Below are 21249 nucleotides of genomic sequence, written 5' to 3'. Positions count from 1 at the left end.
CAAGAACTCCATCGTGTGGTTCGGGCTGCCCCGGATCCGGGAACTTCGACGTGTCGCTTTTCATTCTGTCAGCGTCGCGGCGATACCGGGGCCTGCCAGATGCCTACTGTGGCGTCGATCAGATCGGTTCCGCAGTCGGCCCAGTTCGGTGGACACTCGGGCTGCTGTGCAAATTCGAGTTCTTTCTCGGCGCAAATATGCATCATCATATTTCGGGCCATATCGCTACGTGCTCGACGTACCTCTGCCGGTAGATCCGGTAGGCATCGATGGAGGCCGACGAGGGTCTTCCTCAACGAGGACGACACCCCTGCCTGTTCGTACATCAGTGGCCGCAGCGTCGGATCGGTCATGATCTGTACTGCACATCGTGCATACCAGCTGGGTTGTCCCAACGTCGCCAAGTGATCGGTGTACGGCGCGATGAGGCACGAGACCCAATCTCGAAGCCTTGTCGAATCCCCGTTTCGAAGCACAAGCGTGCTCCGATTCGCCTCGATTACGACCGAATGACGTTCGACGATCGCGCGTACGAGGTCCGCCTTCGTACCGAAGTGGTACCCGACCGCCGCGTTGTTGCCTTGCCCCGCAGCCTCGCTCACCTGCCTGTTGGACACCGAGTGAAGTCCATGCTCGGCATACAGTCGTTCTGCCATCAGCAAGATCGACTCGCGCGTCCCCGCCGTGCGCGCTGAACGCACGCCGCTACTCGTCATCTCGGGGTCGACCCTTCGCTACCATCGCTTTTCGAACCGGACACACACTCGAGTGAACTATCCCACCGCTCAACATTCAAGCACGTGTCTTAACCGGAGTAGATCACCCGCGCGACTGTAGTCTCGATCCCTTGCGATCTCACTTTCGTCAGGGCGCGGTGAATCCGGCATCTGCCAAAATTTTCTGCCCCTCGTCGCTCATGACCAGCGCTTCGAACGCCTTCGCCGCCGCACTGTTACCCGAATCCGACAGCACCGCAATCGGGTACGTGTTGACTGCACCGGACGACTCTTCGAAGGCGACCGAGGTGACCTTCTCACCCGCGCCTGACGCATCGGTCACGTAGACCAGACCTGCGTCGGCTTGACCGGAGGTGACCTTGCCGAGGACGTCGGTGACGGACGACTCTTCGCTCACTGGGGTGATATCGACTCCGGTCGTCTTCTCCACCTTCGTGGTAGCGGCGCCGCATGGCACCTGGGGGGCACAGATGACGACCTTGTTGTCCGTATCGGCGAGGTCGGCGAAGGAAGCGATGCCCTTCGGATTCCCGGGAGGGGTGACGATGATCAGCGTGTTCGTAGCGAAGTTCTCGGGCTCGCCGGAAATTAGATTCGCATCGAGCGCCTTGGTCATGTTTGCGATATCCGCGGAAGCGAAAACGTCTCCCGGTGCGCCTTGAGTCAATTGTGCGACCAGATCCGAAGAACCGGCAAAGTTGAACGCGACGTCAGTCCCGGGATGGGCTGCTTCGAACTTGGTGCCGAGCTGAGTGAAGGTCGCCTTGAGCGACGCTGCTGCGAATACGGTGATGTTCCCGCTGACCTCACCTGAAGCAGCAGAACCGGACTCCGGCGCCGTGGAATCACTTCCGTCCACACCACTCGAACAGCCTGCAACCAGTAATGCAGACATGGCGAGGACTGACCCGAGCCGCCCGTAGATGTTTTTCACTATGCTCCCTCGATAGACCGATTCGGTGGCTCCCCAAATCCGCATTAGCGGACCGCGACCAAGCATAGAGCAGTATCCGCGGATAGAAGATTGGGGTTGTCCCGCGGGCATAGAATCGTCACGCGTCGCGTCATAGCTTTTTTATGAGGCGAGGTAGGCAGCAGAAACCGATTCACCGCCGTTCATCACAAATTCCTGTCCGTCGATATCGATCCGGATCGCCGGGGCACTGCACGGGCTCGTCGTAACAGTGGTCGCTGCACCGTTGCATCTGATATGAACCCAGTGGTCGCGGTATCGGAGATCGAGTTCGAGTGATCGAAGCTCGGTCGGCAACTGCGGATGAAGTCTCAATGTGTCGCCTCTCACTTCGATTCCGGTATAGCAGCGCTGCAGGATGTCCACACTTCCCGCCATTGCGCCCAGGTGAATTCCCTCCCGCGTGGTCCCCTGTTGACTGTCGGCAAGATCGGCCGTGCACGATTCACGCAGCATGTCCCAGGAGTCTCGACGGTTACCTCGCGCGAGCACCCAGGAGTGCGCGACTCTGCTCAGAGTCGAGCCGTGCGTCGTTCGAGCGAGGTAATAATCGACGGTTGCCGGAATCGTGCTCGGCTCGAAGTCGTACCCCATCCCCGCAAGCAATTCGGTGAGTTCCTCCGCGGTGAACAAGTACAGCAGCATCAGAACATCGGCCTGTTTGGACACCTTGTAGTGTGCGCAGGAGTCATTTTCGGCTTCGAGAATCAGATCCAGTCGGCCGATATTTCCGTACCTCTGGCGGTAGTCATCGAGGTCGAGTTCGCGCAGTTCTCCGTACCCATGAAATTGTGCGAGTAATCCGTTGTCGAGAAACTCCACGCGCAGCTTGCATGCCAGGTTGTGCCATGCGCCCAATTCCGACGAGCTGACATCGAGCCCAGCCCACAGGCCCACACCGTCGTCACGTCCGACGATCGTATAAGCGTCCAACGCGCGCCGGATGCTCCACGACGCCATCACGTTCACGTAAGTCGAGTTGTCGATTCCCGCACCGGGATCACTGGGGTATCCGTCGTGGAATTCATCGGGTCCCATGACGCCACGAATATCGAACCGATCGTCGGCGGCATCCCACACCGCGAGACTGACCCAAAATCGTGCATTCTCGACCAGCATCTCGGCCCCGTAGGAGGCTAGAAAGCCGAAGTCTGCTGTCACTTCCCAGTAGTGCCACACGTTGTAGGCAACCGACAACCCGACATGGAACTGCCGACTGGAATGATCGGGCATCCACCGTCCTGATCGTGGATTGAACAGCACATGCGGTGTTTCCTCGCGGCCGTCACTGCCGCTCTGCCAGGGGAACAAGGCGCCGCTACAACCGATTTCTCGTGCCCGCCGTTTCGCCGCGGACAGGCGTCGATAGCGATAGATCAACAGAGATCTCGACAACTCTGGAATGCGCAAATTCAGTAACGGAAGCACGAACAATTCGTCCCAGAAAATGTGCCCTCGATAAGCCTCCCCATGAAGGCCACGCGCGGGTATTCCGACGTCGAGATCCACGGTGTGCGGAGACAAGCACTGGACGACATGAAAGAGCTGAAGCCGGACCGCTCGGACGATCTCGTTGTCGGAGCATTCGACCTCGAGATCGTGTCGATGCCACAACCGTTTCCATTGCCGTCGGTGCTCGTCGAGGAGTACGAGGAAAGATCTGGCTTCGGTGAGGCGAGAGAGGGCAGCACTCAACGGATCGGCGATAGCCCGATCGCGAGAGCAATACAATGCGACGATCGTCGATACTTGCACGCCGACGTCCTGCGTGACGTCGGCCGAGGTTTCATGGAAGATACTCGTCGGGGTGCTGGTGGTGTTCCGCACTGGGGTGGCCGAATCCATTCGGGCAGCGAGTGTGAGTGCGATCCGCGATTGCCGAGTATGCGCCCGGAGCCACACCTGATTCTTTGCCGCAGAACCTGTTTCACATTCGGTCAGATGAGAGTTGTTCAAAGCACGAAACTCGGCCACGTTGCCATTGGTGACCTCTCCGTCCAGAGTCGCGCGCACAGTGATCGTTCCGGTGTAATTCTCCGGATCGAGTCTGGTATCGAGCGCCGCCAGGTGCGGTGATGCCATGGACACGAACCGTATCTGCCGAAGCCAGGTGCGCCGCCCCTGCGAATCTTCGAGAAGGCTTTCGCGGCGAAGAACGGCTTCGCCGATATCCAGGGCGACGTGATGGTGTCGCAGAAGGTGATTGTCGGTAGTGAGCCATTCACCGCCGTCGATATTGAACGTGGTGCCCAACCAATTCGGCCAGTTTGCGATGGACTCGTCCTCGTAGTCGATACCGCTGATTGTCGAAGTGAGCCTGTTGTAGCACCCGGCGAGATACGTCCCCGGGTAGTGAACGCCGTCGGCGCTCGCCTCGGGCAGGGCACCCCGGGTTGCGAAATATCCATTTCCAAGGGTGCAGAGACTCTCGCGAATTCCCTCATCCGCGGCTATCGCGCCGCGGTAATGCAACACCCACGTCGATTCCGCGTCGGTCGAGCACAACTCACAAGCACCGTTGTATTCAGCGGGGCTGTCCGGACCGATGTCGATATCGAGTTCAGTGAGATCGCCGACGACCACGTCGGCATCCAACTCGACTGCCGCAGATGCTCGTTGAAGCCCGATGACCAATCCGAACTTTCCGGCCCGCGCACCTTGGATACCAGCCACCGCATCCTCCACGACGGCAGAAAATTTGGGTGCAATTCCGAGCCTGCGGGCGGCCTCGAGGAACATATCCGGGGCCGGCTTACCTGCCAGGTCTCGACGCAGTGCATCGGTGCCGTCGACGCGCGCATCGAACAGTCCCCCGACGCCGGCAAGGGCCATCACCTCGCCTGCGTTTCTGCTGGCTGAGACCACTGCTGTCGGAATCCCCGCGAGCCGCAGTTGGCGAAGCACATCCAACGTTCCCGGAATCGTGCGAACACCTTCAGAAGTCAGCGTGCGGAGATAGTCCTCATTCTTGCGATCAGCCCATTGCCGCACGCTCCCCAATGCCGTGTCGCCGTGCGAAGTCTCGGGAAGAGTCAGTCCACGTGCATGCGCGAATCCGCGCACCGCATCGAGCCGCTCCCGTCCATCGATGTAGATCGAGTAGTCCTCGTGCGTGAACGGCCGATCCCCTTGTCCGGCAGCTTCGAGTAACGCATCGAACGCGGTTTTCCAGGCCTGCTCGTGAATCACAGCCGTGTCGGTGACGACGCCGTCTAGATCGAACAGGACAGCATCGATCCGGCGTCCCTGGATTCTCACGGCGACTCGATGCCCGAATCGACGACCGCCACGCGGAACCCTATGGGGTGCCTGCTCTTTCCGCGCGATTTACCGACGGAGATCCACCACGAGGTCTCACGAGCGCACGCGACAGATCATGACCGGGCAGCGCGCGTGGTGTGTGAGGTTACTGCTGGTAGATCCCAGTAGGGCGCTTCTCACTGGACCTCGCCCTCTGCTTCCCACCACGACGAGTTGGGCGTTTTCGGACAGATCGACGAGAGTGTGCGCGGGGTTGCTCTGCCGGAGGACTCGTTCGACCACTACCTCTGGGTACTTCTCGGCCCACCCCGACAGGCTTTCCGCGAGGAGTACCGACTCCTCTTTCTCGATGGCCGCCCAGTCGATGAGGAGGGGCAATGTGACGCCTCCCGCCTGTGATGCGGCGCTCCACACATGCGCAGCAATGAGTGGCACCTCCAGCTGCGACGCTATCTCGAAGGCCATCGCTATCGCAGCGGCACTCGTGGCACTGCCGTCGACTCCGACCACGACCGGGGAATTCGGGTCCTGCGTGCCTTCGCGCCATACGACGACAGGGCACGCTGCGGTGTCGGCCACCACCTTGGCGGTGCTACCGAGCAAAGTCGACAGCACAAGGCCCGTCCCGGAGCTACCGACCACCATCAGCCGCGCCGAAGCCGACAGATCGACCAGCATTTCAGCGGGCGGCACAGCGTCGACATGTGTGGACACGCTGAGGTACGGATGTCGCTCCAGGATGGCCTTCGCTGCCTCGTCGACAATCTCCTCGGCGGTTCGACGCTGCTGCTCCCACACTTCCTCGGGTATCACCATGACGGACTCGGCCATGTAGAACGTCGGTTCCTGAACCGCGCACGCGATGTGCAGCGGAGAACCCAAACGGTCCGCCATGGCTGCAGCCCATAAAGCCGCAGCCGTACTGGTGGGTGAACCATCCACTCCGACAACGATTTCTTGATGATTCGCCAAGACCATGTCAGCCTCCCGACAGAGATAAGGGTGCGGCGACTCACCGCCGATGATCACCACGATTGCACGGCTGAGTTACTCACACGAGAGCACAAAGTCCTCTTCAACGGTGGAACAGTGGAACATGAGGCTCAGCTTCCCGTCAGGTGTGCACCTTTTGCGTCGAGACCGCGGAATCCGCATTGCCGAACGCAGGCGTTGAGCAAAATTCGAATACGAAGTCTATTTCGCAACTACAAGCGCACATTTCGATCGATCTCGACCGAATCAACCGCGCCTTCACACGTGCGACTGACCATCTCACTTCAGGTGACCAGTTCGTTGGTTCGAGTGCGTTACACTCCGGCCGATCGCTAGGGACGGCGACCTCGTTCTTCTGGTCGGCGCTGGTTTTTACGTGCACAAGTGTCTTCCCCGAGTACAGCGACGCACACTTCGGCAACGAACGATCGAAGAGGAGAAGCGGCAGTGACTTCAGCAAAGGCCGGGAGCGCATTATGGATATTCACCGGCGTGATGTTCCTCGTTTACCCAGTTTTCAGACCCTACTCCAGCGAGGTGGGATTGGAGGGGGCCGAGGCGTTCGGCGAAACCGGTTGGGTCATCGCCCACGTGTGTGCAATGTTGGGGTTCATCGCGATTGCGCTCGCCCTACGTAATCTCGAATACGTTGTGGGCGCCACGGCAGCGAAGTCTATGGCCCGCACAGCCGTCGTGCTCACATGGATCGGCGTCGGGTTGACGCTGGCCTATTACGGCGCTGAGGCCTTCGCCCTGAACGCCGTCGGGACTCAGGCCTTGTCCGACTCCGATCCAAAGATCATGGATCTGACTGATCCGATCAGGAACGGTGCCATGCAAATTTCGATGTTCGTCGTTGGACTGCTGCTCATTCTCGTGGGCGGTATTTGTACCGCAATCGCCGTGAGACGTTCCGGTGTACTGCCGTCGTGGTCGGGATTGCCACTTTTAGTGGGGCTCGCATCGTTTCTTCCGCAGTTCTTCGCAAGTCCCGCACTTCGTATTGCACACGGGACCCTCATGTTCGGGGGTTGCTTGGTTCTTGCTTGGGCGTTGTGGAATACACAAGTTGATCGCGTACGAACGGATCTGACAACGTCTGTTTCGTAGACGTCTCGCGATCGCGATCTAGCCGAGCAGACCGTGCCGACGCGCCTCGACCACAGCTTCCGCTCTGGTGGCTACATCCAACTTACCCATGAGGTTTCGCATGTACGTTTTGACGGTGTCGACGCTCAACGACAATCGCGCCGCAATTTCGGCGTTGCGGCAACCGAGCGACGCATACTCGAGAACCTCGATTTCGCGTTTCGACAACGTCACCGTCGAGGTCCGTCGATTAGTCGGCAAGATGCGACGCAGGATGTGCTCGACGGCCGTCACCTCTGCCTCGAGGTCGGTGTCTTCGATGCGATCGGCGATCGATCGCAACGCGAGATAGCTCTCGATGATGGCATCCGTCCGGCGGTCGTCACGCGGTATCGGGGCCTCTACCCTTCCCGAGGACGCCAACATGGCAAGTCTGCGGTCGACCTCGTCACGAATATCGATTTCCCGTGCGAGCTCGTGCGCACGCTCGACGACGACGTCTGTCAGACGGTCACTGAGGGGTTGATTCACCCGCAACCCGCCGTATAACGCGCCTCGTGTTCGTCCGCGCACGACCACCGGCACCGCCAGTAGGGTCTCGATCCCCTCCGCTCCGACCTGATAGTCGTATTCGTGAGTGATCGAGAGTGAATTGGCATAGCCCTGCACGCCGATCGGCCGTTGCTCGGCCATCGCGCGGCCGCCGACGCCGCACCGCACGTCGATCACGAGGTTGCGGAGGATGGTGCTACGCGTACCCACAAACCCGGACAAGGTCAGATTCCCGTGTTCGACGGTACCGCCGAACAGCACCGGAAACTGGGTCGTCGCCTTCAGCGTCCGCAATTCCGCTTGCAACGCATCCCGGTCGCTCGGCCTCAGATGTCGACTCACGATCCCTCTCATACCCGCCCGATACCCACTCTTGGGGGTAGCGGCGTTCTCCCTGCTGTGGATAGCGTCAACAGTAACGTGTAGTGCGCGTCACAAGACTATCGCTTTTCGAAAGGTCTCACCCGATGCTCGATTCGACACTGTCGTCCGCCGAACTGTCGTCCGCCAACAACACACCGTTGAGCCCGTTGCGTTTTCTGGCGCGTTCGGCGAGCGTATTCCCGAATCGGGTGGCTGTGATTCACGGCGACCGCCGCTATACCTACAAGCAATTCGGTGACGAGGTCGACCGTCTCGCCCGCGTCCTGTCGAGCCGTATCGAACCCGGCGACCGCATCGCATACCTCAGTCCCAACACCCCGGAAATGCTGTTTGCGCACTTCGCCGTTCCCCTGGCAGGGGGCGTCCTCGTCGCTCTCAACTCGCGCCTGACGGGCAGTGAACTCGACTACATCCTCGACCACTCCGGCACCAAGATCTTGTTCGTCGATTCGGAGCTGGTCGGATCCGCCTCCGGTGCCCGCGCGGCAGTGCCGTCGCTGCAGGAAATAATCGAAATCCCCGACTCCACTATCGCTCCCCCCACCGTTCCGGAAGGCGTTGTCACCGGGCAGTATTCAGACCTTCTCGCCGAGGCGGGCAACCTGGTCGATGCACCGCCGTTGGTGTGGGGCGTAGAGGACGAACAGCAAGTCATAGCAATCAATTACACCTCCGGAACCACAGGCAAGCCCAAGGGTGTGATGTACACCCATCGTGGCGCCTACCTCAATTCGCTCGGCGAAACGTTCCACAACGGTTTCACCGGCTCGACCAAGTATCTGTGGACCCTCCCGATGTTTCATTGCAACGGCTGGTGCACACCCTGGGCCGTCACTCAGGCCGCCGCGACCCACGTTTGTCTACGCGCGGTTCGCGCCGATGCAGTATGGGATGCAATCGACAATATCGGCGTCACACACCTGTGCGGCGCGCCGGTTGTCTGTTCGACCATCGCCGAAGCACCCCAGGCACATCACGTGGACGCCCTGCACATCACCACCGCCGGAGCGCCACCAGCACCGAGCATCATCGCCAAGCTGGAAGGACTCGGAATCACCGTCGTCCACGTGTACGGGCTGACCGAGGTATACGGGCCGTACACGATCTGCGAAGTTCAGGACGACTGGCGCGAGCTGAAATCCGACGAGCGCGCCGAGCTGATGTCCAGACAGGGCGTCGGGATGATTCAAGCCGAGGACGCACGCGTCGTCGACCCAGAAATGAACGACGTCGCAGCCGACGGACAGACGATGGGTGAAATCGTCCTTCGCGGCAACAACGTAATGCTCGGCTATTACCGGGATCCGAAGGCCACAGCGGAAGCCTTCGCCGGTGGCTGGTTCCACAGCGGCGACCTCGGGGTAATGCACCCGGACGGCTACATCCAGGTCAAAGATCGCGCCAAGGACATCGTCATTTCGGGCGGCGAGAACATTTCGACCGTGGAGATCGAACAAGCCCTCATGTCCCACCCAGCGGTTCTGGAAGCAGCCGTCATCGGCGTCCCGCACCCGAAGTGGGGAGAACGCCCCAAAGCATTCGTGATCAAGAAGAAGGACGCCGACGTAAGCGTCGAAGAATTGATCGAGTACACCCGCAGCCGTCTCGCAAAATTCAAGGTCCCCGACGAGATCGTCTTCCCACTGGACCTCCCCCGCACGCCGACAGGCAAGATACTGAAATTCGAGCTGAGGAAGTCGACGGCTTGAGCGCCGGAAAGAACAACCAGAGGTTCGACGCGTTTGTGCCTCGATACCACGGGTAACCGTCCCACATGGGGACGAGAACGTTCCGCGATCGAGCCGACGCCGGGCAGGCGTTGTCGGTCCTCTTCGACCCCGATAAGTTCTCTGACGACGTGCTGGTGCTCGCTTTGCCGCGTGGCGGAGTTCCAGTCGGCGCCGAAGTCGCTACGGCATTGCACGCGCAGTTGGACGTTCTCGTCGTCCGCAAGCTCGGCGTACCCAGGCACCCCGAGCTGGCGATGGGAGCTATCGCCAGCGGTGGAGCCATGGTGATCAACGGCGACGTGATCCGTGCCGAGAAGGTGAATTCGGTTGAGCTGCAACAGGTGATTGCCGACGAACAACGCGAACTGAAGCGTCGCGAACAGCTCTACCGCGGAAACGCACCGCCTGCTCGGATCGACGGGAGGTCGGTGATCGTCGTCGACGATGGTGTCGCTACCGGAGCAACCCTGCGAGTGGCGCTCGAGGTGGTGTATCGCTACGGCCCTACCCGCGTCGTTGCGGCCGTCCCCGTGGCTCCGGCTTCGAGCCGCGTTCTACTCCAAAACCTGGTCGACGAGTTCGTGTGCGTCTGCACTCCTGCCCGGTTCCTCGGGGTGGGAGCGTCGTATGCACGATTCGAGCAGACCACCGACGAAGAAGTCCGATCGACACTCGCCGACGCGGCCGCACAACATCAGCGTGATCAGTGATGTGCCGCCGGTAGCTACCCGCGCAGACGTCAGGCTTTCGCCACCAGAGGGGCAACCTCGGTGCCGAGCAATTCGATCCCGCGGAGTAGGTCGCCGTGGGCGAGCCTCGGATTCGTCATCTGCAGCGACAACCGGTCGACACCGCCCAGCTGCTCACCGACCCGCAGGATCTTCTCGGCCACCGTCTGCGGGTCTCCCATGAAGAAGGCACCGTCGGGCCCGGATGTGGCGTCGAACTGCTGGCGGGTCGGCCGGGAGAAACCGCGCTCCCGGGAGATTTTGGAGAACATTTCGTTCCAGCCGGGGTAGATAGTGTCCGCTGCCACCTTCGTGGACTCGGCGACGAAGCCGAATACGTGCAGCCCTACTTGCAGCTTCTCCGGGGCGTGACCGGCCTGAGCTCCTGCGCGCCGGTACAGGTCTACGAGCGGGGCGAATTGGCGCGGCTCACCTCCGATGATCGCAACCATCAGTGGCAGTCCCAGCATGCCCGCGCGGGCGAAGGACTCAGGGGTTCCACCGACGCCGACCCAGATCGGCAAAGGATCCTGCACCGGCCGTGGGTAGATGCTCTGCTGGACAAGTGGTGGGCGATGCCGACCGGACCACGTGACCTCGACGTTGTCGCGGATCTGCAGCAACAGTTCCAGCTTCTCGGTGAAAAGAGAGTCGTAGTCGGCGAAATCGAGGCCGAACAGCGGAAACGACTCGGTGAAGGACCCGCGGCCTACCACCAGGTCGATCCGGCCCTTCGAGATCAGATCCAGGGTGGCGAACTCTTGAAACACCCGCACCGGATCATCTGCGCTGAGCACCTTGACCGCGCTGCCGAGGCGGATCCGTTCCGTCCGAGCGGCCGCAGCGGCCAGAATGATCGACGGTGCCGAATCGTAATACTCGCTGCGGTGGTGCTCACCGATCCCGAACGAGTACAGCCCGACCTGGTCAGCAAGGGCGATTTCCTCCAGCAGGTGCCCCATCCGCTCGGCCGGCCCGATCACACGGCCGTCCGTCGGGTCTGTCACGGAGGAGACGAAGCTGTCTACGCCAACATGCATGATGCGACCTCTCGATTCAGGGCGGACGGATCCACCCGCATTGGAGTCGATTCAACCACTCCGGATGAACGAGTTCCGGGTCGCAGGCCAGATCGGTAGTCGCACGGTTCACCCCGATGACGGCGGAGTCTTCGGCTACTTAGCCTCGTAGCGCAGCAAGACCGCGCCTCCGGGGAAAGTGCGGTTCTCCACCAGTCGCAGCGAGATCCATGACGGCAGGGTCGGAAAGAACGGTATGCCGCCGCCTACTGCGATGGGCGAGATCACGATCCGGTACTCGTCCACCAGTCCCGCCTGCACAATAGGTGCGGCCAACGTCGCCCCGGCCACCTCGAGCCTGCCGTCGGTTTCGGCTTTCAGCTTCTTCACGACCTCGACCGGGTCGCCGCGTTCGAGGCGGGAGTTCCAGTCGACGGACTCCAGAGTGCGAGAAAACACGACCTTGGGCATGTTGCACCAGATGTGCGCGAAGTCGACGATCGTCGGGCTAGCGTCCGGGGACTTGTCGGCGGTCGGCCAGAACGCGGACATCAGTTCATAGAGCCGCCGCCCATAGAACGACAAGGCAGTCTCCCGCTCGAGGTCGTTCCAATACTGATGCAGTTCTTCGCTCGGTTCGGACCAGTCGATGCTGCCTTGCGCGTCAGCGATGTATCCGTCCACCGACACGTTGAAGCCATAGCTGAGTTTTCCCATGCAGCTGAAGACTGCGCCGGCGGGTGAAACTCATCGCTGTTCACACTCGGCCATTTCTCAACCGACTCTTCATCACAGCGACGAAAATCGTTTGCCCCTGTGCTCGGCAACGACCCGTGGAATAGTACGCAAATGTCTCCGTCCTGGCCCGCTCACCTCGATGTCGGTGCAGTTCGCTTTGCGCGTCCCACCGCCAACTACGAAGAGGTACTCGTTTTCTACCGCGACGTTGTCGGACTAACAGTGCTGGCGCAGTGGCGAAATCACAGCGGATACGACGGAGTCGTGTTCGGTTTGCCGGGCGCCCCCGTTCACATGGAGTTACTGCAGTTCGGCGAATCACCACGTATTCCTGAGAGGAACCCTGAGAATCAGCTGGTTCTCTACCTCAGTGGACCGGAAGCCTTGGCGGCCGCATGCAAGCGTTTCACCGATCACGGTCAGACCCCGGTTGTAGCCGCCAACCCATATTGGACGGACCACGGTGCCGTGTTGTTCGAGGACCCGGACGGGTGGCTGGTGGTGTTGGCGCCCGCTAGCGCGCTGCCAGCGGACTCGGCCACACGGAGCTGAACCCGAGCGATGTCGCATTCGTCGAGAACGGGATCAGCAGCGTGCTATCCGGCTTGAAGGCTCCCCGCGCCTGTGAGAACCACATCGGCGCGATTGTCACCCACAAGCAGGCCCTGGATGCGACTGGGTAGACGAAACAAGCACTGAACCAAGCGGTTCGCGATCACCGGGTGCTGCGACTAGAGCACCGGCCAGAACCTTGCGCGATGTGAGGACACCGCGTTGGGTCCCCACTGTGTGCGCCGCCGAGCGGCCTGGGCACCGGACAGGCCTACCTCCGCGCTGACTGCCAATTTTCCAGCAGGTCCGCTGCAGACATCGCCGCTGCAGACACTATCCCCACCGGAACTGCGTCTGTCTGTGCCACAACCGTTTGTGTCATCGCCCCCGCTGTCCACGCTGACCACAATCAGGTCCGTTCCTATCTCGTATGACCGCTGGCTAAACTCGCGGGCCTTCCACCTTGCACGAGTTGGCCTCGACACCGCCGACTGTACGCCGCGGCTTTCGAAAAACTGCCCCGAAATATCCGACCCCATGACCCTCTCGGTGCTCTGCCACCTTGTAGTCCGGATCGCCGGCCGGGGTGGTGGGGCAGTCTGCGTGTACATCCTCGGGAGTACAGCGGGCCGAAGCCCGTAGTGAGGTACTCCCGGTGGCCGATGTGGAGAACTGCCACGCTGCGCGAGGGTGATGTCATGACCAAGCCATCCAGCGATCACGCAGTCCACAGTCCACAGTCCACCTAGTCCGCCGTCCGAAGGATCCTCGCCGGTCGTGCGCCTACTGCAGTCTCGGCCACGTCGGCCGCTCCTCTTGGTTCTACTTTTCGTCATTGTGGCCGGCGTATTCGGAGGTGGCGTCTCCAAGGATCTGGCCACCACTGGAGGGTTTACGTCAGCAGACGCGGCGTCGGCTCGAGGTGTCGAGAGAATCGAAACTGCCACAGGCAGTACACCGTTCCCGGGTATCGTCCTTCTGGTCGACGGGGCCGATTCGAGCGCGGTGTCCACTGCTGCAGACAAGCTCACAGGTATCGACGGGGTTGCCTTCGTGACGCCCGGTAAAAGATCGAACGACGGCTCGTCGGCGCTGCTACTCGGCGCCATGGAGAGCGGTGCCGACGAGCGGGTGGTTGCAACGAGCGCTCTTGACAGTTTCGAAGGCGATCCAGCCGTCAGCGTCGGCGGCCAAGCAGTCGCGGGATTGCAAATCGCTGAACAAGTAACCAGCGATCTTGCTCGCTCGGAATCGCTGGCCTTCCCGCTGCTGGTGCTGGTGCTCCTGACGATATTGATCTTCGGCGGCCGCGCCGCGTTTCTGCCGTTGATCGTCAGCGTCACCACGGTATTCGGGACCTTCCTGGCGCTGACCGTGATCAATCAGGTCTACGCCCTCAGCGCGTTCGCCCTCAACCTCGTCATCGGTCTCGGACTCGGACTCGGACTGGCAGTGGACTACACGCTCTTTTTGGTGAGTCGATACCGAGAAGAGCTCGACCGTCAAGGCGCCACGGCTGGGGCAGTTGTGACCACCATGCGCACCGCCAGTCGCACAGTGCTGTACTCCGCCGCTACGGTCTCCGGCAACAGTTCCCAACTAGTCGAACAGTTCACTGCTGAGGCTTCTTCGCTCGACGGAGTGGCAGCGCCGGGTACGGTTCCCGCCTTGAACGAGAACACCTGGCAAGTGAATCTCCCGCTCAACGACGACCCAGCAGGTACTATTGCGCAGCAAGTAGTTTCGGACGTTCGAGACCTCGCAGAAGAGTCCGGCACTGATGTCTTGATAAGTGGCAATGCAGCCGAGTTCGTGGACCAACAGTCCGGTATTGCCGACGCACTTCCCTACGCGGCCGGGCTGCTTGTTCTGCTGCCCCTGCTGGTGCTGTGGCTCATGACAGGATCAGCGGTGCTACCCGTGGTGGCTGTCGTCATGAACGTCTTCACCGTCGGCGTAGCACTCGGCCTACTCACTTTCATCTACCAGGCAGTTAGATTTACCGGCATTCTCAACTACACACCGAACGGCGGGGGTGACCCGATCGACATAGTTGTCCGCTCTCCGCGCCCCGCTTGTAGATGCAGTGGTGTTCGCGACGGCTGTGGCGCTGATCTGCGCAGAATTCTTCATCTCGGACCGTGGTGGGCCGCCGGTGCTGTCCGTAGTGCTTATTGTGATCGCGTCGCCGCTTATCCTGATCCGCCGCCAGCGCCCAGCGCTGTCCCTACTCCTGGCGATGCTGTCATTAGGGGCTCTTTCCCCTCGCCCACACGTACAACGTGGGGCCCTGCCCACGGCTATCTGCGCTTACAACCGCGCCAGCCTTCGTGGCCGACGGGCCGCTGCCGTCGCCGGCGCGCTCACTCTGCCCGCGGTGCTCCTGCTTCTCGAGCTTTACAGCCCGCACAACGCACTGAGCTGGGATACCGTCAAAAGTCTTTCGTTGGCTGCCATTCCGCTCGTCATTCAAGAAATTCCCTTTTCGGTTATTCCCCCGGGCAGACATATACCTTTCGAGAACTAACACCGATGGCAAAACCCGTCGGTAATGTCGCGGCTTCGTAAATTTTCCGCTATTTCACACAAAGGGGCCGATGAACAGAAGGCTCACCGGCCACTTCAGTAGTTAAGAGTGCGGCGAGGGCAGCAGGCGCTGGTCCGGGAAAATGAACCGTACTCGTGCCCAGCCAGAATCTGCTTAGCGCAAGCAAGACCAAGCTCATCAGCACATAGGTACAGTCAGGCTCAGGCATCATAGGGCTCATGAACCTGACCGTAGCCACCCTTGCCGATCGACCCGATCTCGCAGATGCACTGTGGAACATGACCGACTCATGGCCAAAGTTCATGACCCAGGATCCAATTGCGGCACTGTACTTCGACCCCGATATTCGCGAGGCCTTCTCCCAGTTTGTTGTAGCCGGGCTGGATGAGAAGGGGTCCGTCGTCGCGAAGGGCCTCTCGATGCCGATCTATCTCCCCAATGGAGAGCCTCTCCCCACTGATGGCTGGGACGGGGCGATACGGCGTGGTGTCAAAACCCGGCTCGTCGGACACACCCCGAATACAGTGTGCGCCCTCGAAATTGCCGTGACCCCCGGCATGCAAGGCAGCGGGGCCTCATCGAAGATGCTGGCGGCGCTCCGCGACAACTCAAGCCGTCTAGGCTTCGAAGAGCTGATCGTCCCGGTACGACCCAATGGCAAGACCGACATACACGAAGCGATGCATCGATACGCATTTCGAACTCGGCTCGATGGACTGCCTGTGGATCCTTGGCTGCGTGTACACGTACGAGCAGGTGGACGCATCGACAGTATCGCGCCGCGCTCCATGGTCATCCCCGGGACACTCGACGAGTGGCGAACATGGACCAGGCTGCCCTTCGATCGATCGGGTCCAGTCGAAATACCAGGCGCGCTCACCCCGGTCCTGTGCGATCTCCAACACGGAACCGCTGTCTACGTCGAGCCGAACGTGTGGGTTCGGCACCGGACCAATCCCGCCTAGCTCCCGATGAGTTCAACCCTCAGACGCGGCAGATGAAGTTCGAGAGATGCTGCGATAGTCCCGTTCTGCCGCATCGACCAGCGGTCGGGACTTCCCGACGCTTCTCCAGCATAAGTAGAGCCGCACCCGCCGCCAGGACCGACACAAACGAGACGACGGTGGACGTCCACATCCAGGTGCTAGGCGAGAGGGTTGTCTGGATCCGCGTCAGAGGGGTGTAGGCCGTCCACTCAAACTCGGCGACGATCGGAATCGACCCAGCAATCGGCGTCGTGACAGCGATTGTCGCCACGGTGCATCCGTTGGCAGCAACGATGCGAAAAGCAGACCAGGGGCGGGAGGAAGTACGACGATGGTCGCGACCGAGTGGATCGCCTCGAGAGGCGGCTGCGTGAACAGTCCCGTGGCAGCGACGACCGCCAACATCGCGAACCCCGTCAGCGGTGCACGCCATCGCCATCCGACCATGATTCCCGCCATCAACACCAGGACGAACACGATGGCCGTCGACATCTCGAAGGAGGCGGAAGGCCCAGCGGCCAGAGACGCCATCACGGCGAGAATGACAGACCCCGTCGCACCCTTCGACCGTTTCTTGAAATGTCTGCATGCAGCGACCGATGCTTGCCCATCATCGGCGGCTAAAATGAACCGGACCCTAGGTGCGAGGGCCAGCCGTCCGCCGGTGATCTTCCAGCCACGTTTATACGGCTACGGTGCATCGGGCCCCACTTGACATCCGCGCGATGCGGTCAGGCTCGCGCGGAGTCGACACGCTCTCATGACGGCTCACGCCGTCGGCGCCAACGCCGCTACCGCTGGATTCGATCGAATTGAGCCCCACGCGATACCCAGCACCGCAGATGGTAAATCGGCCAAAATTCCCCAGCCCTCCGCAGCATTGACAAACCAGCCCAACACAGCTCCCGCGGCGCCGCGCACCCGCGTTCCGATCCCACCCGGCGCGGGGACTGAATTGCCGGCCGCACCAACTCTTGCGCTGACCATCAATGACGGCACCGACCCCGCGGTAGTTGCGGCCTACATCCAATTCGCAAAGGACAACGGCGCTCGTTTCACATTCTTCGTGACGGCCTCGTACCACTCGTGGACGCTGTCGGACTCCTCCATCGTTACCGAGGACTACCTCATCGAGTGCGTGCGCAAGTACCTCACGCCCGGCGCTGTGGTGATCGGACACGCAATCCACCCTGCCGTCACGCATGTCCACCCGAAATTACTCGACAACATTCGAACTAGAGAACTGACGTTGGTGACCCTGAACGACGTGTACTCCCCCATCCGATAACCCGGACCAACGCCGATTGCTTCGAGCTTCGTTAGGAGGCCCCCGGACAGACAAAATTGCCTCTAGCTGCGGTGAGATCAGTTAAAATCCTCCACCGAAATCAGACCCGCCACCGCCACCGAAATCGCCACCGCCTTGGTCGTACCCACCCTGGTCGTACCCGCCCTGGTCGCCCTCGAAGTTTCCAGCTGTGTCGTACCCACTGTCGGTGCCGTCGCCGTAGCCGCCTTCGAAGGCTTGGGTGTCGTAGCCGACGCCGGACATCCCCGAGAACATCGAGGAGAACAACAACGCCGACCCCAGTCCCCAAGCGCCGCCGACAAGCGCGGGTTTCCACCAGGGCTCGGAGTACCAACCCGCTGGCACAGGCCTACCGGCGACCCGTCCGCCAGGGTAGTAATTCGGGGTCTGATCCGATGGGTTCGGTGATGCGGCGACTTTCCTTCCTTCGAAGTCGACTTTCCGATCTTCGGTCACCTCACCGGCCGATTTCTGACCGTCGATTCCCACAATTTCTGGGCCAGGGTCCATGCCCATAGCCAGCCGAGCCGCGCGGATGTAGTACAGCCCCTCGAGGGCGGTCTGCTTCGCGAGCCGCGCCTGCGCAACAGTCTTCGACTGCTCGATTTGCGATCCCGCGGCAATATTTCGTTCCGATGCGTCGGCGAGCGCTTGTTTGGAGGCAAGGTCGGTCCCCGACAAGTTGTAGATCTGACCTCCGAGACGCTCGATCGATTGACGTGCGTCTGCTTGGGCATCCTCCAATTCGTGGGCTTTGGCCGCAGTGGATCGTCGCTGGCCGGCTACAACCAAAACGATGAGCGCAGCTAACACGATGACAATGAGGAGGTACGCCACGGGAGACCTTTCGAAGCAAGAGACGGAGGTCATGCCCTCCACAGGATACGCCGGAAACTGCACGAGGCCCGGTCGTCGAGGGGGTCATCTGCCTCGACAACCGGACTGACACCCGCACCTGAACATGGCACGTTCGCGTTGTTGTGACCTGATTCTCCCGACCCAAGCCGGGCGGATGCGGTCATGGGACCACCTTGTTTCCTGAACCGACGAATATGCAGTGGTCTTCCAATTGCCCAGTCCTGCTTGATGTCCGAACGCTCGCGACGAGGCCACAAATCGAGGTGTGTCCACTCTGCTTGCATACCCCATGGGGTACTTGACATACCCCATGGGGTATCTATACAGTCTCCATATACCCCGAATATCGCAAGGAAGGTTGTCCGATGATTCTCGAGCAGTACTACATCGAGTGCTTATCTCATGCGTCATACCTGATCGGCGATGAGACCACCGGCAGAGCCATCGTGGTAGATCCGCGTCGCGACATCACCGAGTATCTCGATGACGCAGCCAAATACGGACTGACAATCGAGGGGGTAATCAACACCCACCTTCATGCAGACTTCGTTTCCGGTCACCTCGAGCTTGTCGACGCCGTGGGAGCGTGGGTCGGGTTCGGCGAGTCCGCTGAGACCGAGTATCCGATCCGCAGGTTGCGGCACGGCGAACATGTGTCCCTCGGGACAGTCGACATCGAGATTCTCTCCACCCCCGGCCACACATGGGAGTCGATCAGCCTGCTGGTCCGAGAGAGTCCGCTTGCTGCGCCGTCTGCCGTGCTCACCGGAGATTCGATGTTCATCGGCGATGTCGGCCGCCCCGACCTGGCCAACCTCGGAGATGGCACCAACACCGATCTTGCACGGGCGATGTACCGCACCGTCCACGAGACTCTCCTGATGTTGCCCGACTCAGTGACCGTCATGCCCGCTCACGGCGCCGGATCGTCCTGTGGCAAAAACCTCTCGTCCGAGCTGACCTCCACGATCGGTGAGCAACGACGCACCAATCCGTCGGTGCAGCCCATGACCGAGGACGCCTTCGTCGCACTCGTCACGGACGGTCAGCCTGCGGTGCCGGCTTACTTCTCGACCGATGTCGCCTTGAACAAGTCGAATCGGGCGCTGCTCGATCAAGGTCGGCACATCCCCGCGCTGTCGCCGACTGAACTGCGCACTGGATTGGCTGAGGGGATTCGAGTCCTCGACGCCCGCACGCCCGACGATTTCGCTGCCGGACATGTGCGTGGCTCGATCAATGTCGGATTCGACGGCAGGTTCGCCGAGACCGGCGGCATGGTGGCAGACATCGGCGGCCGAATCGCTCTCATCACCTATCCGGGTCAGCAACAAGATGCAGCAATGCGGCTCGCGCGCATCGGATCCGACAATGTCATCGGGTATCTCACCGTCGACACAGACGGCACCTTCCCCGACACACTCACCGACCTGGTGCGTACTGCACCGCGCACCGAAGTGGTCGCGCTGGACTCGCTCCTGAGTGCGGACGCGATCACACTGATCGATATTCGTAATCCCGGTGAGCGCGAAGACGGCGTCATCGCAGGCGCTCAGCCGATTCCGCTCGCTCAACTCCGCTCCCATCTCGACGATCTGCCACAAGACAAGCCGATAGTCGTTTATTGCGCCGGCGGCTGGCGCTCGTCCGTCGCCGCGTCGCTACTGCGTGCCGACGGTATCGAGAACGTCAGCGACCTGGTCGGTGGCTACAACGCCTGGATCGAATCATCTTCCACATCGGTTGATTCGCAGCAACTTTCATCCGTCACCGAGTGACGCAGACCCGACAAGGAATCCCCATCATGTGCTACCCCGAGAAGTGTCCTTCCTGTTCCAAGACCACCTGGGCCGGATGCGGTCAACACTCCGACGACGTAATGAATAGCGTTCCCACAGCGCAGCGCTGCACCTGCGTTGCTGCCGATACAGCAGGGACCGGCTTCTTCCGCTCCCTGCTTCGGCGATGACCCGCCCAACCCACAACCCCGATTCATCTTCGAAGGGAACTCTCATGACCGGCGACGAGGACAGCATCGCGTTGGTACTCAACCGACTCCGGCGAGCACACGGTCAGCTCGCGGGAGTGATCTCGATGATCGAACAGGGTCGTGATTGCAAGGATGTCGTCACGCAACTCGCTGCCGTGTCCCGTGCACTCGACAAGGCCGGCTTCAAGATCGTCGCCACCAGCCTTCGTGAATGCATCACCGGCGAGGGCTCCAGCGCCACGGAACCGATGACCGAAGCCGAACTCGAAAAGCTCTTCCTCACCCTCGCCTGAATGGTGCGTAGCCGTGGCGCCACGGGCGGTGTCGAGCGGAACCGCACGCAACCAACCCTCGCGGGTTGACCTGACAGAGGATCACAGTCGCGAGCAGGGGAATCTTTCCCGCTACGCCGCTGGTTGCTACCTCTGGCATCGAAGGGCAGCGGGTACCCGACTCACCGAGTCAAAAAAATGTGCCCTCGAACAGCATTTCTGCTGTTCGAGGGCATATTTTGTGCGCCATCAGGGATTCGAACCCCGGACCCGCTGTACAAGAGATAACAATTCACCTGGATGCACGCGCGTCCATCAATGGCCCGTTGAGCTGGATGTTCGGCGAATCGAGTGACCATCGGCGTCCGCGTGAATCCACCCGGGTGCGCCCCAAAGTCATGAGTAAACGATAACCACCGGCGACCTGCTTCCGGTCCATCTGAGTCCCGCATGGTCCCCCATCGGCTAAACGGACCGCCGCGGACATTCGACACCAACACGACTGAAAGTGATGAGCTCCTGACGAACGA

The 21249-nt window shown here is 60.9% G+C and carries 18 protein-coding genes; 9 read left to right on the top strand and 9 right to left on the bottom strand.

Going from position 1 to position 21249, the window contains the following annotated elements; translation table 11 throughout:
* Positions 1–68 precede the first annotated feature (68 nt).
* From H2510_RS09700 to H2510_RS09685, 4 genes are all read right to left on the bottom strand, one after another.
* Positions 69–716: a TetR/AcrR family transcriptional regulator gene (locus H2510_RS09700; protein WP_186628166.1), complete on the bottom strand. Its 648-nt coding sequence runs from the start codon at positions 714–716 to the stop codon at positions 69–71.
* Between the two features lie 148 nt (positions 717–864).
* Positions 865–1671, bottom strand: coding sequence for a molybdate ABC transporter substrate-binding protein (gene modA / locus H2510_RS09695; protein WP_397517347.1), 807 nt, complete (start codon positions 1669–1671; stop codon positions 865–867).
* A gap of 141 nt (positions 1672–1812) precedes the next feature.
* Positions 1813–4968 carry an HAD-IA family hydrolase gene (locus H2510_RS09690; protein WP_186628165.1) on the bottom strand — a complete coding sequence of 1052 codons (3156 nt, stop codon included), beginning with the start codon at positions 4966–4968 and terminating at the stop codon, positions 1813–1815.
* Between the two features lie 96 nt (positions 4969–5064).
* Entirely contained in the window at positions 5065–5949 is an 885-nt protein-coding gene (locus H2510_RS09685; RefSeq protein WP_186628164.1) for a universal stress protein, read from the bottom strand.
* Positions 5950–6411: 462 nt separating this feature from the next.
* On the opposite strand from H2510_RS09685, the gene H2510_RS09680 reads away from it, so the two are divergent.
* Positions 6412–7074: a hypothetical protein gene (locus H2510_RS09680; RefSeq protein ID WP_186628163.1), complete on the top strand. Its 663-nt coding sequence runs from the start codon at positions 6412–6414 to the stop codon at positions 7072–7074.
* Positions 7075–7092: 18 nt separating this feature from the next.
* On the opposite strand, the gene H2510_RS09675 is transcribed toward H2510_RS09680, so the two are convergent.
* Positions 7093–7959: a LuxR C-terminal-related transcriptional regulator gene (locus tag H2510_RS09675; protein ID WP_186628162.1), complete on the bottom strand. Its 867-nt coding sequence runs from the start codon at positions 7957–7959 to the stop codon at positions 7093–7095.
* Positions 7960–8072: 113 nt separating this feature from the next.
* On the opposite strand from H2510_RS09675, the gene H2510_RS09670 reads away from it, so the two are divergent.
* Positions 8073–9698: an acyl--CoA ligase family protein gene (locus H2510_RS09670; protein ID WP_186628161.1), complete on the top strand. Its 1626-nt coding sequence runs from the start codon at positions 8073–8075 to the stop codon at positions 9696–9698.
* A gap of 65 nt (positions 9699–9763) precedes the next feature.
* Positions 9764–10429: a phosphoribosyltransferase gene (locus H2510_RS09665; RefSeq protein ID WP_186628160.1), complete on the top strand. Its 666-nt coding sequence runs from the start codon at positions 9764–9766 to the stop codon at positions 10427–10429.
* 29 nt (positions 10430–10458) lie between these two features.
* Here H2510_RS09665 and H2510_RS09660 read toward each other — a convergent pair whose 3' ends face one another.
* Both H2510_RS09660 and H2510_RS09655 read right to left on the bottom strand, forming a co-directional pair.
* Positions 10459–11487, bottom strand: a complete 1029-nt coding sequence (locus H2510_RS09660) for an LLM class flavin-dependent oxidoreductase (protein ID WP_186628159.1) — start codon at positions 11485–11487, stop codon at positions 10459–10461.
* Between the two features lie 135 nt (positions 11488–11622).
* Complete coding sequence (locus tag H2510_RS09655) at positions 11623–12183, bottom strand: dihydrofolate reductase family protein (RefSeq protein WP_186628158.1); 561 nt, start codon at positions 12181–12183, stop codon at positions 11623–11625.
* A 132-nt stretch (positions 12184–12315) separates the two neighbouring features.
* Between H2510_RS09655 and H2510_RS09650 the strand changes: the two genes are divergently transcribed.
* The 3 genes from H2510_RS09650 to H2510_RS09640 all read left to right on the top strand — a co-directional run bounded on the left by H2510_RS09650 (position 12316) and on the right by H2510_RS09640 (position 16269).
* On the top strand, positions 12316–12756 hold the full coding sequence (locus tag H2510_RS09650; RefSeq protein WP_186628157.1) for a VOC family protein: 441 nt from the start codon (positions 12316–12318) through the stop codon (positions 12754–12756).
* 837 nt (positions 12757–13593) lie between these two features.
* Entirely contained in the window at positions 13594–15324 is a 1731-nt protein-coding gene (locus H2510_RS09645) for an MMPL family transporter (RefSeq protein WP_222438566.1), read from the top strand.
* Positions 15325–15522: 198 nt separating this feature from the next.
* Positions 15523–16269, top strand: a complete 747-nt coding sequence (locus tag H2510_RS09640) for an N-acetyltransferase (RefSeq protein ID WP_186628156.1) — start codon at positions 15523–15525, stop codon at positions 16267–16269.
* A gap of 207 nt (positions 16270–16476) precedes the next feature.
* Here the strand turns inward: H2510_RS09640 and H2510_RS09635 are convergent, their stop codons facing one another.
* The gene (locus tag H2510_RS09635; protein WP_186628155.1) at positions 16477–16821 is read right to left on the bottom strand and encodes a hypothetical protein; all 345 of its coding nucleotides are present in this window, start codon (positions 16819–16821) and stop codon (positions 16477–16479) included.
* 229 nt (positions 16822–17050) lie between these two features.
* Here H2510_RS09635 and H2510_RS09630 point away from each other — a divergent pair, with 229 nt between their 5' ends.
* The gene (locus H2510_RS09630; protein WP_186628154.1) at positions 17051–17578 is read left to right on the top strand and encodes a hypothetical protein; all 528 of its coding nucleotides are present in this window, start codon (positions 17051–17053) and stop codon (positions 17576–17578) included.
* A gap of 81 nt (positions 17579–17659) precedes the next feature.
* Here H2510_RS09630 and H2510_RS09625 read toward each other — a convergent pair whose 3' ends face one another.
* Entirely contained in the window at positions 17660–18436 is a 777-nt protein-coding gene (locus H2510_RS09625; protein WP_186628465.1) for a DUF1542 domain-containing protein, read from the bottom strand.
* A 386-nt stretch (positions 18437–18822) separates the two neighbouring features.
* Here H2510_RS09625 and H2510_RS09620 point away from each other — a divergent pair, with 386 nt between their 5' ends.
* A complete protein-coding gene (locus H2510_RS09620; protein WP_186628153.1) occupies positions 18823–20235 on the top strand; it encodes an MBL fold metallo-hydrolase in 1413 nt (470 codons plus the stop codon).
* 235 nt (positions 20236–20470) lie between these two features.
* Positions 20471–20740 (top strand): metal-sensitive transcriptional regulator, encoded by a 270-nt coding sequence (locus H2510_RS09615; protein ID WP_186628152.1) that lies wholly within the window; start codon positions 20471–20473, stop codon positions 20738–20740.
* Positions 20741–21249 lie beyond the last annotated feature (509 nt).

Origin of the sequence: Rhodococcus sp. BP22, from assembly GCF_014281965.1 — a bacterium.
Taxonomy (GTDB): Bacteria; Actinomycetota; Actinomycetes; order Mycobacteriales; family Mycobacteriaceae; genus Rhodococcoides.
The sequence above is the reverse complement of the archived record's forward strand: the minus strand, read 5'-3'. Positions and strand labels throughout refer to the sequence as shown.

Bases quoted from the DNA above. Each gene is read 5' to 3' on its own strand.
- H2510_RS09640 (WP_186628156.1), top strand. From the start codon at position 15,523: ATGAACCTGACCGTAGCCACCCTTGCCGATCGACCCGATCTCGCAGAT.
- H2510_RS09665 (WP_186628160.1), top strand. From the start codon at position 9,764: ATGGGGACGAGAACGTTCCGCGATCGAGCCGACGCCGGGCAGGCGTTG.
- H2510_RS09660 (WP_186628159.1), bottom strand. From the start codon at position 11,487: ATGCATGTTGGCGTAGACAGCTTCGTCTCCTCCGTGACAGACCCGACG.
- H2510_RS09685 (WP_186628164.1), bottom strand. From the start codon at position 5,949: ATGGTCTTGGCGAATCATCAAGAAATCGTTGTCGGAGTGGATGGTTCA.
- H2510_RS09650 (WP_186628157.1), top strand. From the start codon at position 12,316: ATGTCTCCGTCCTGGCCCGCTCACCTCGATGTCGGTGCAGTTCGCTTT.
- H2510_RS09620 (WP_186628153.1), top strand. From the start codon at position 18,823: ATGATTCTCGAGCAGTACTACATCGAGTGCTTATCTCATGCGTCATAC.
- H2510_RS09615 (WP_186628152.1), top strand. From the start codon at position 20,471: ATGACCGGCGACGAGGACAGCATCGCGTTGGTACTCAACCGACTCCGG.
- H2510_RS09635 (WP_186628155.1), bottom strand. From the start codon at position 16,821: ATGGCGTCTCTGGCCGCTGGGCCTTCCGCCTCCTTCGAGATGTCGACG.
- H2510_RS09630 (WP_186628154.1), top strand. From the start codon at position 17,051: ATGACGGCTCACGCCGTCGGCGCCAACGCCGCTACCGCTGGATTCGAT.
- H2510_RS09700 (WP_186628166.1), bottom strand. From the start codon at position 716: ATGACGAGTAGCGGCGTGCGTTCAGCGCGCACGGCGGGGACGCGCGAG.
- H2510_RS09655 (WP_186628158.1), bottom strand. From the start codon at position 12,183: ATGGGAAAACTCAGCTATGGCTTCAACGTGTCGGTGGACGGATACATC.
- H2510_RS09670 (WP_186628161.1), top strand. From the start codon at position 8,073: ATGCTCGATTCGACACTGTCGTCCGCCGAACTGTCGTCCGCCAACAAC.
- H2510_RS09675 (WP_186628162.1), bottom strand. From the start codon at position 7,959: ATGAGAGGGATCGTGAGTCGACATCTGAGGCCGAGCGACCGGGATGCG.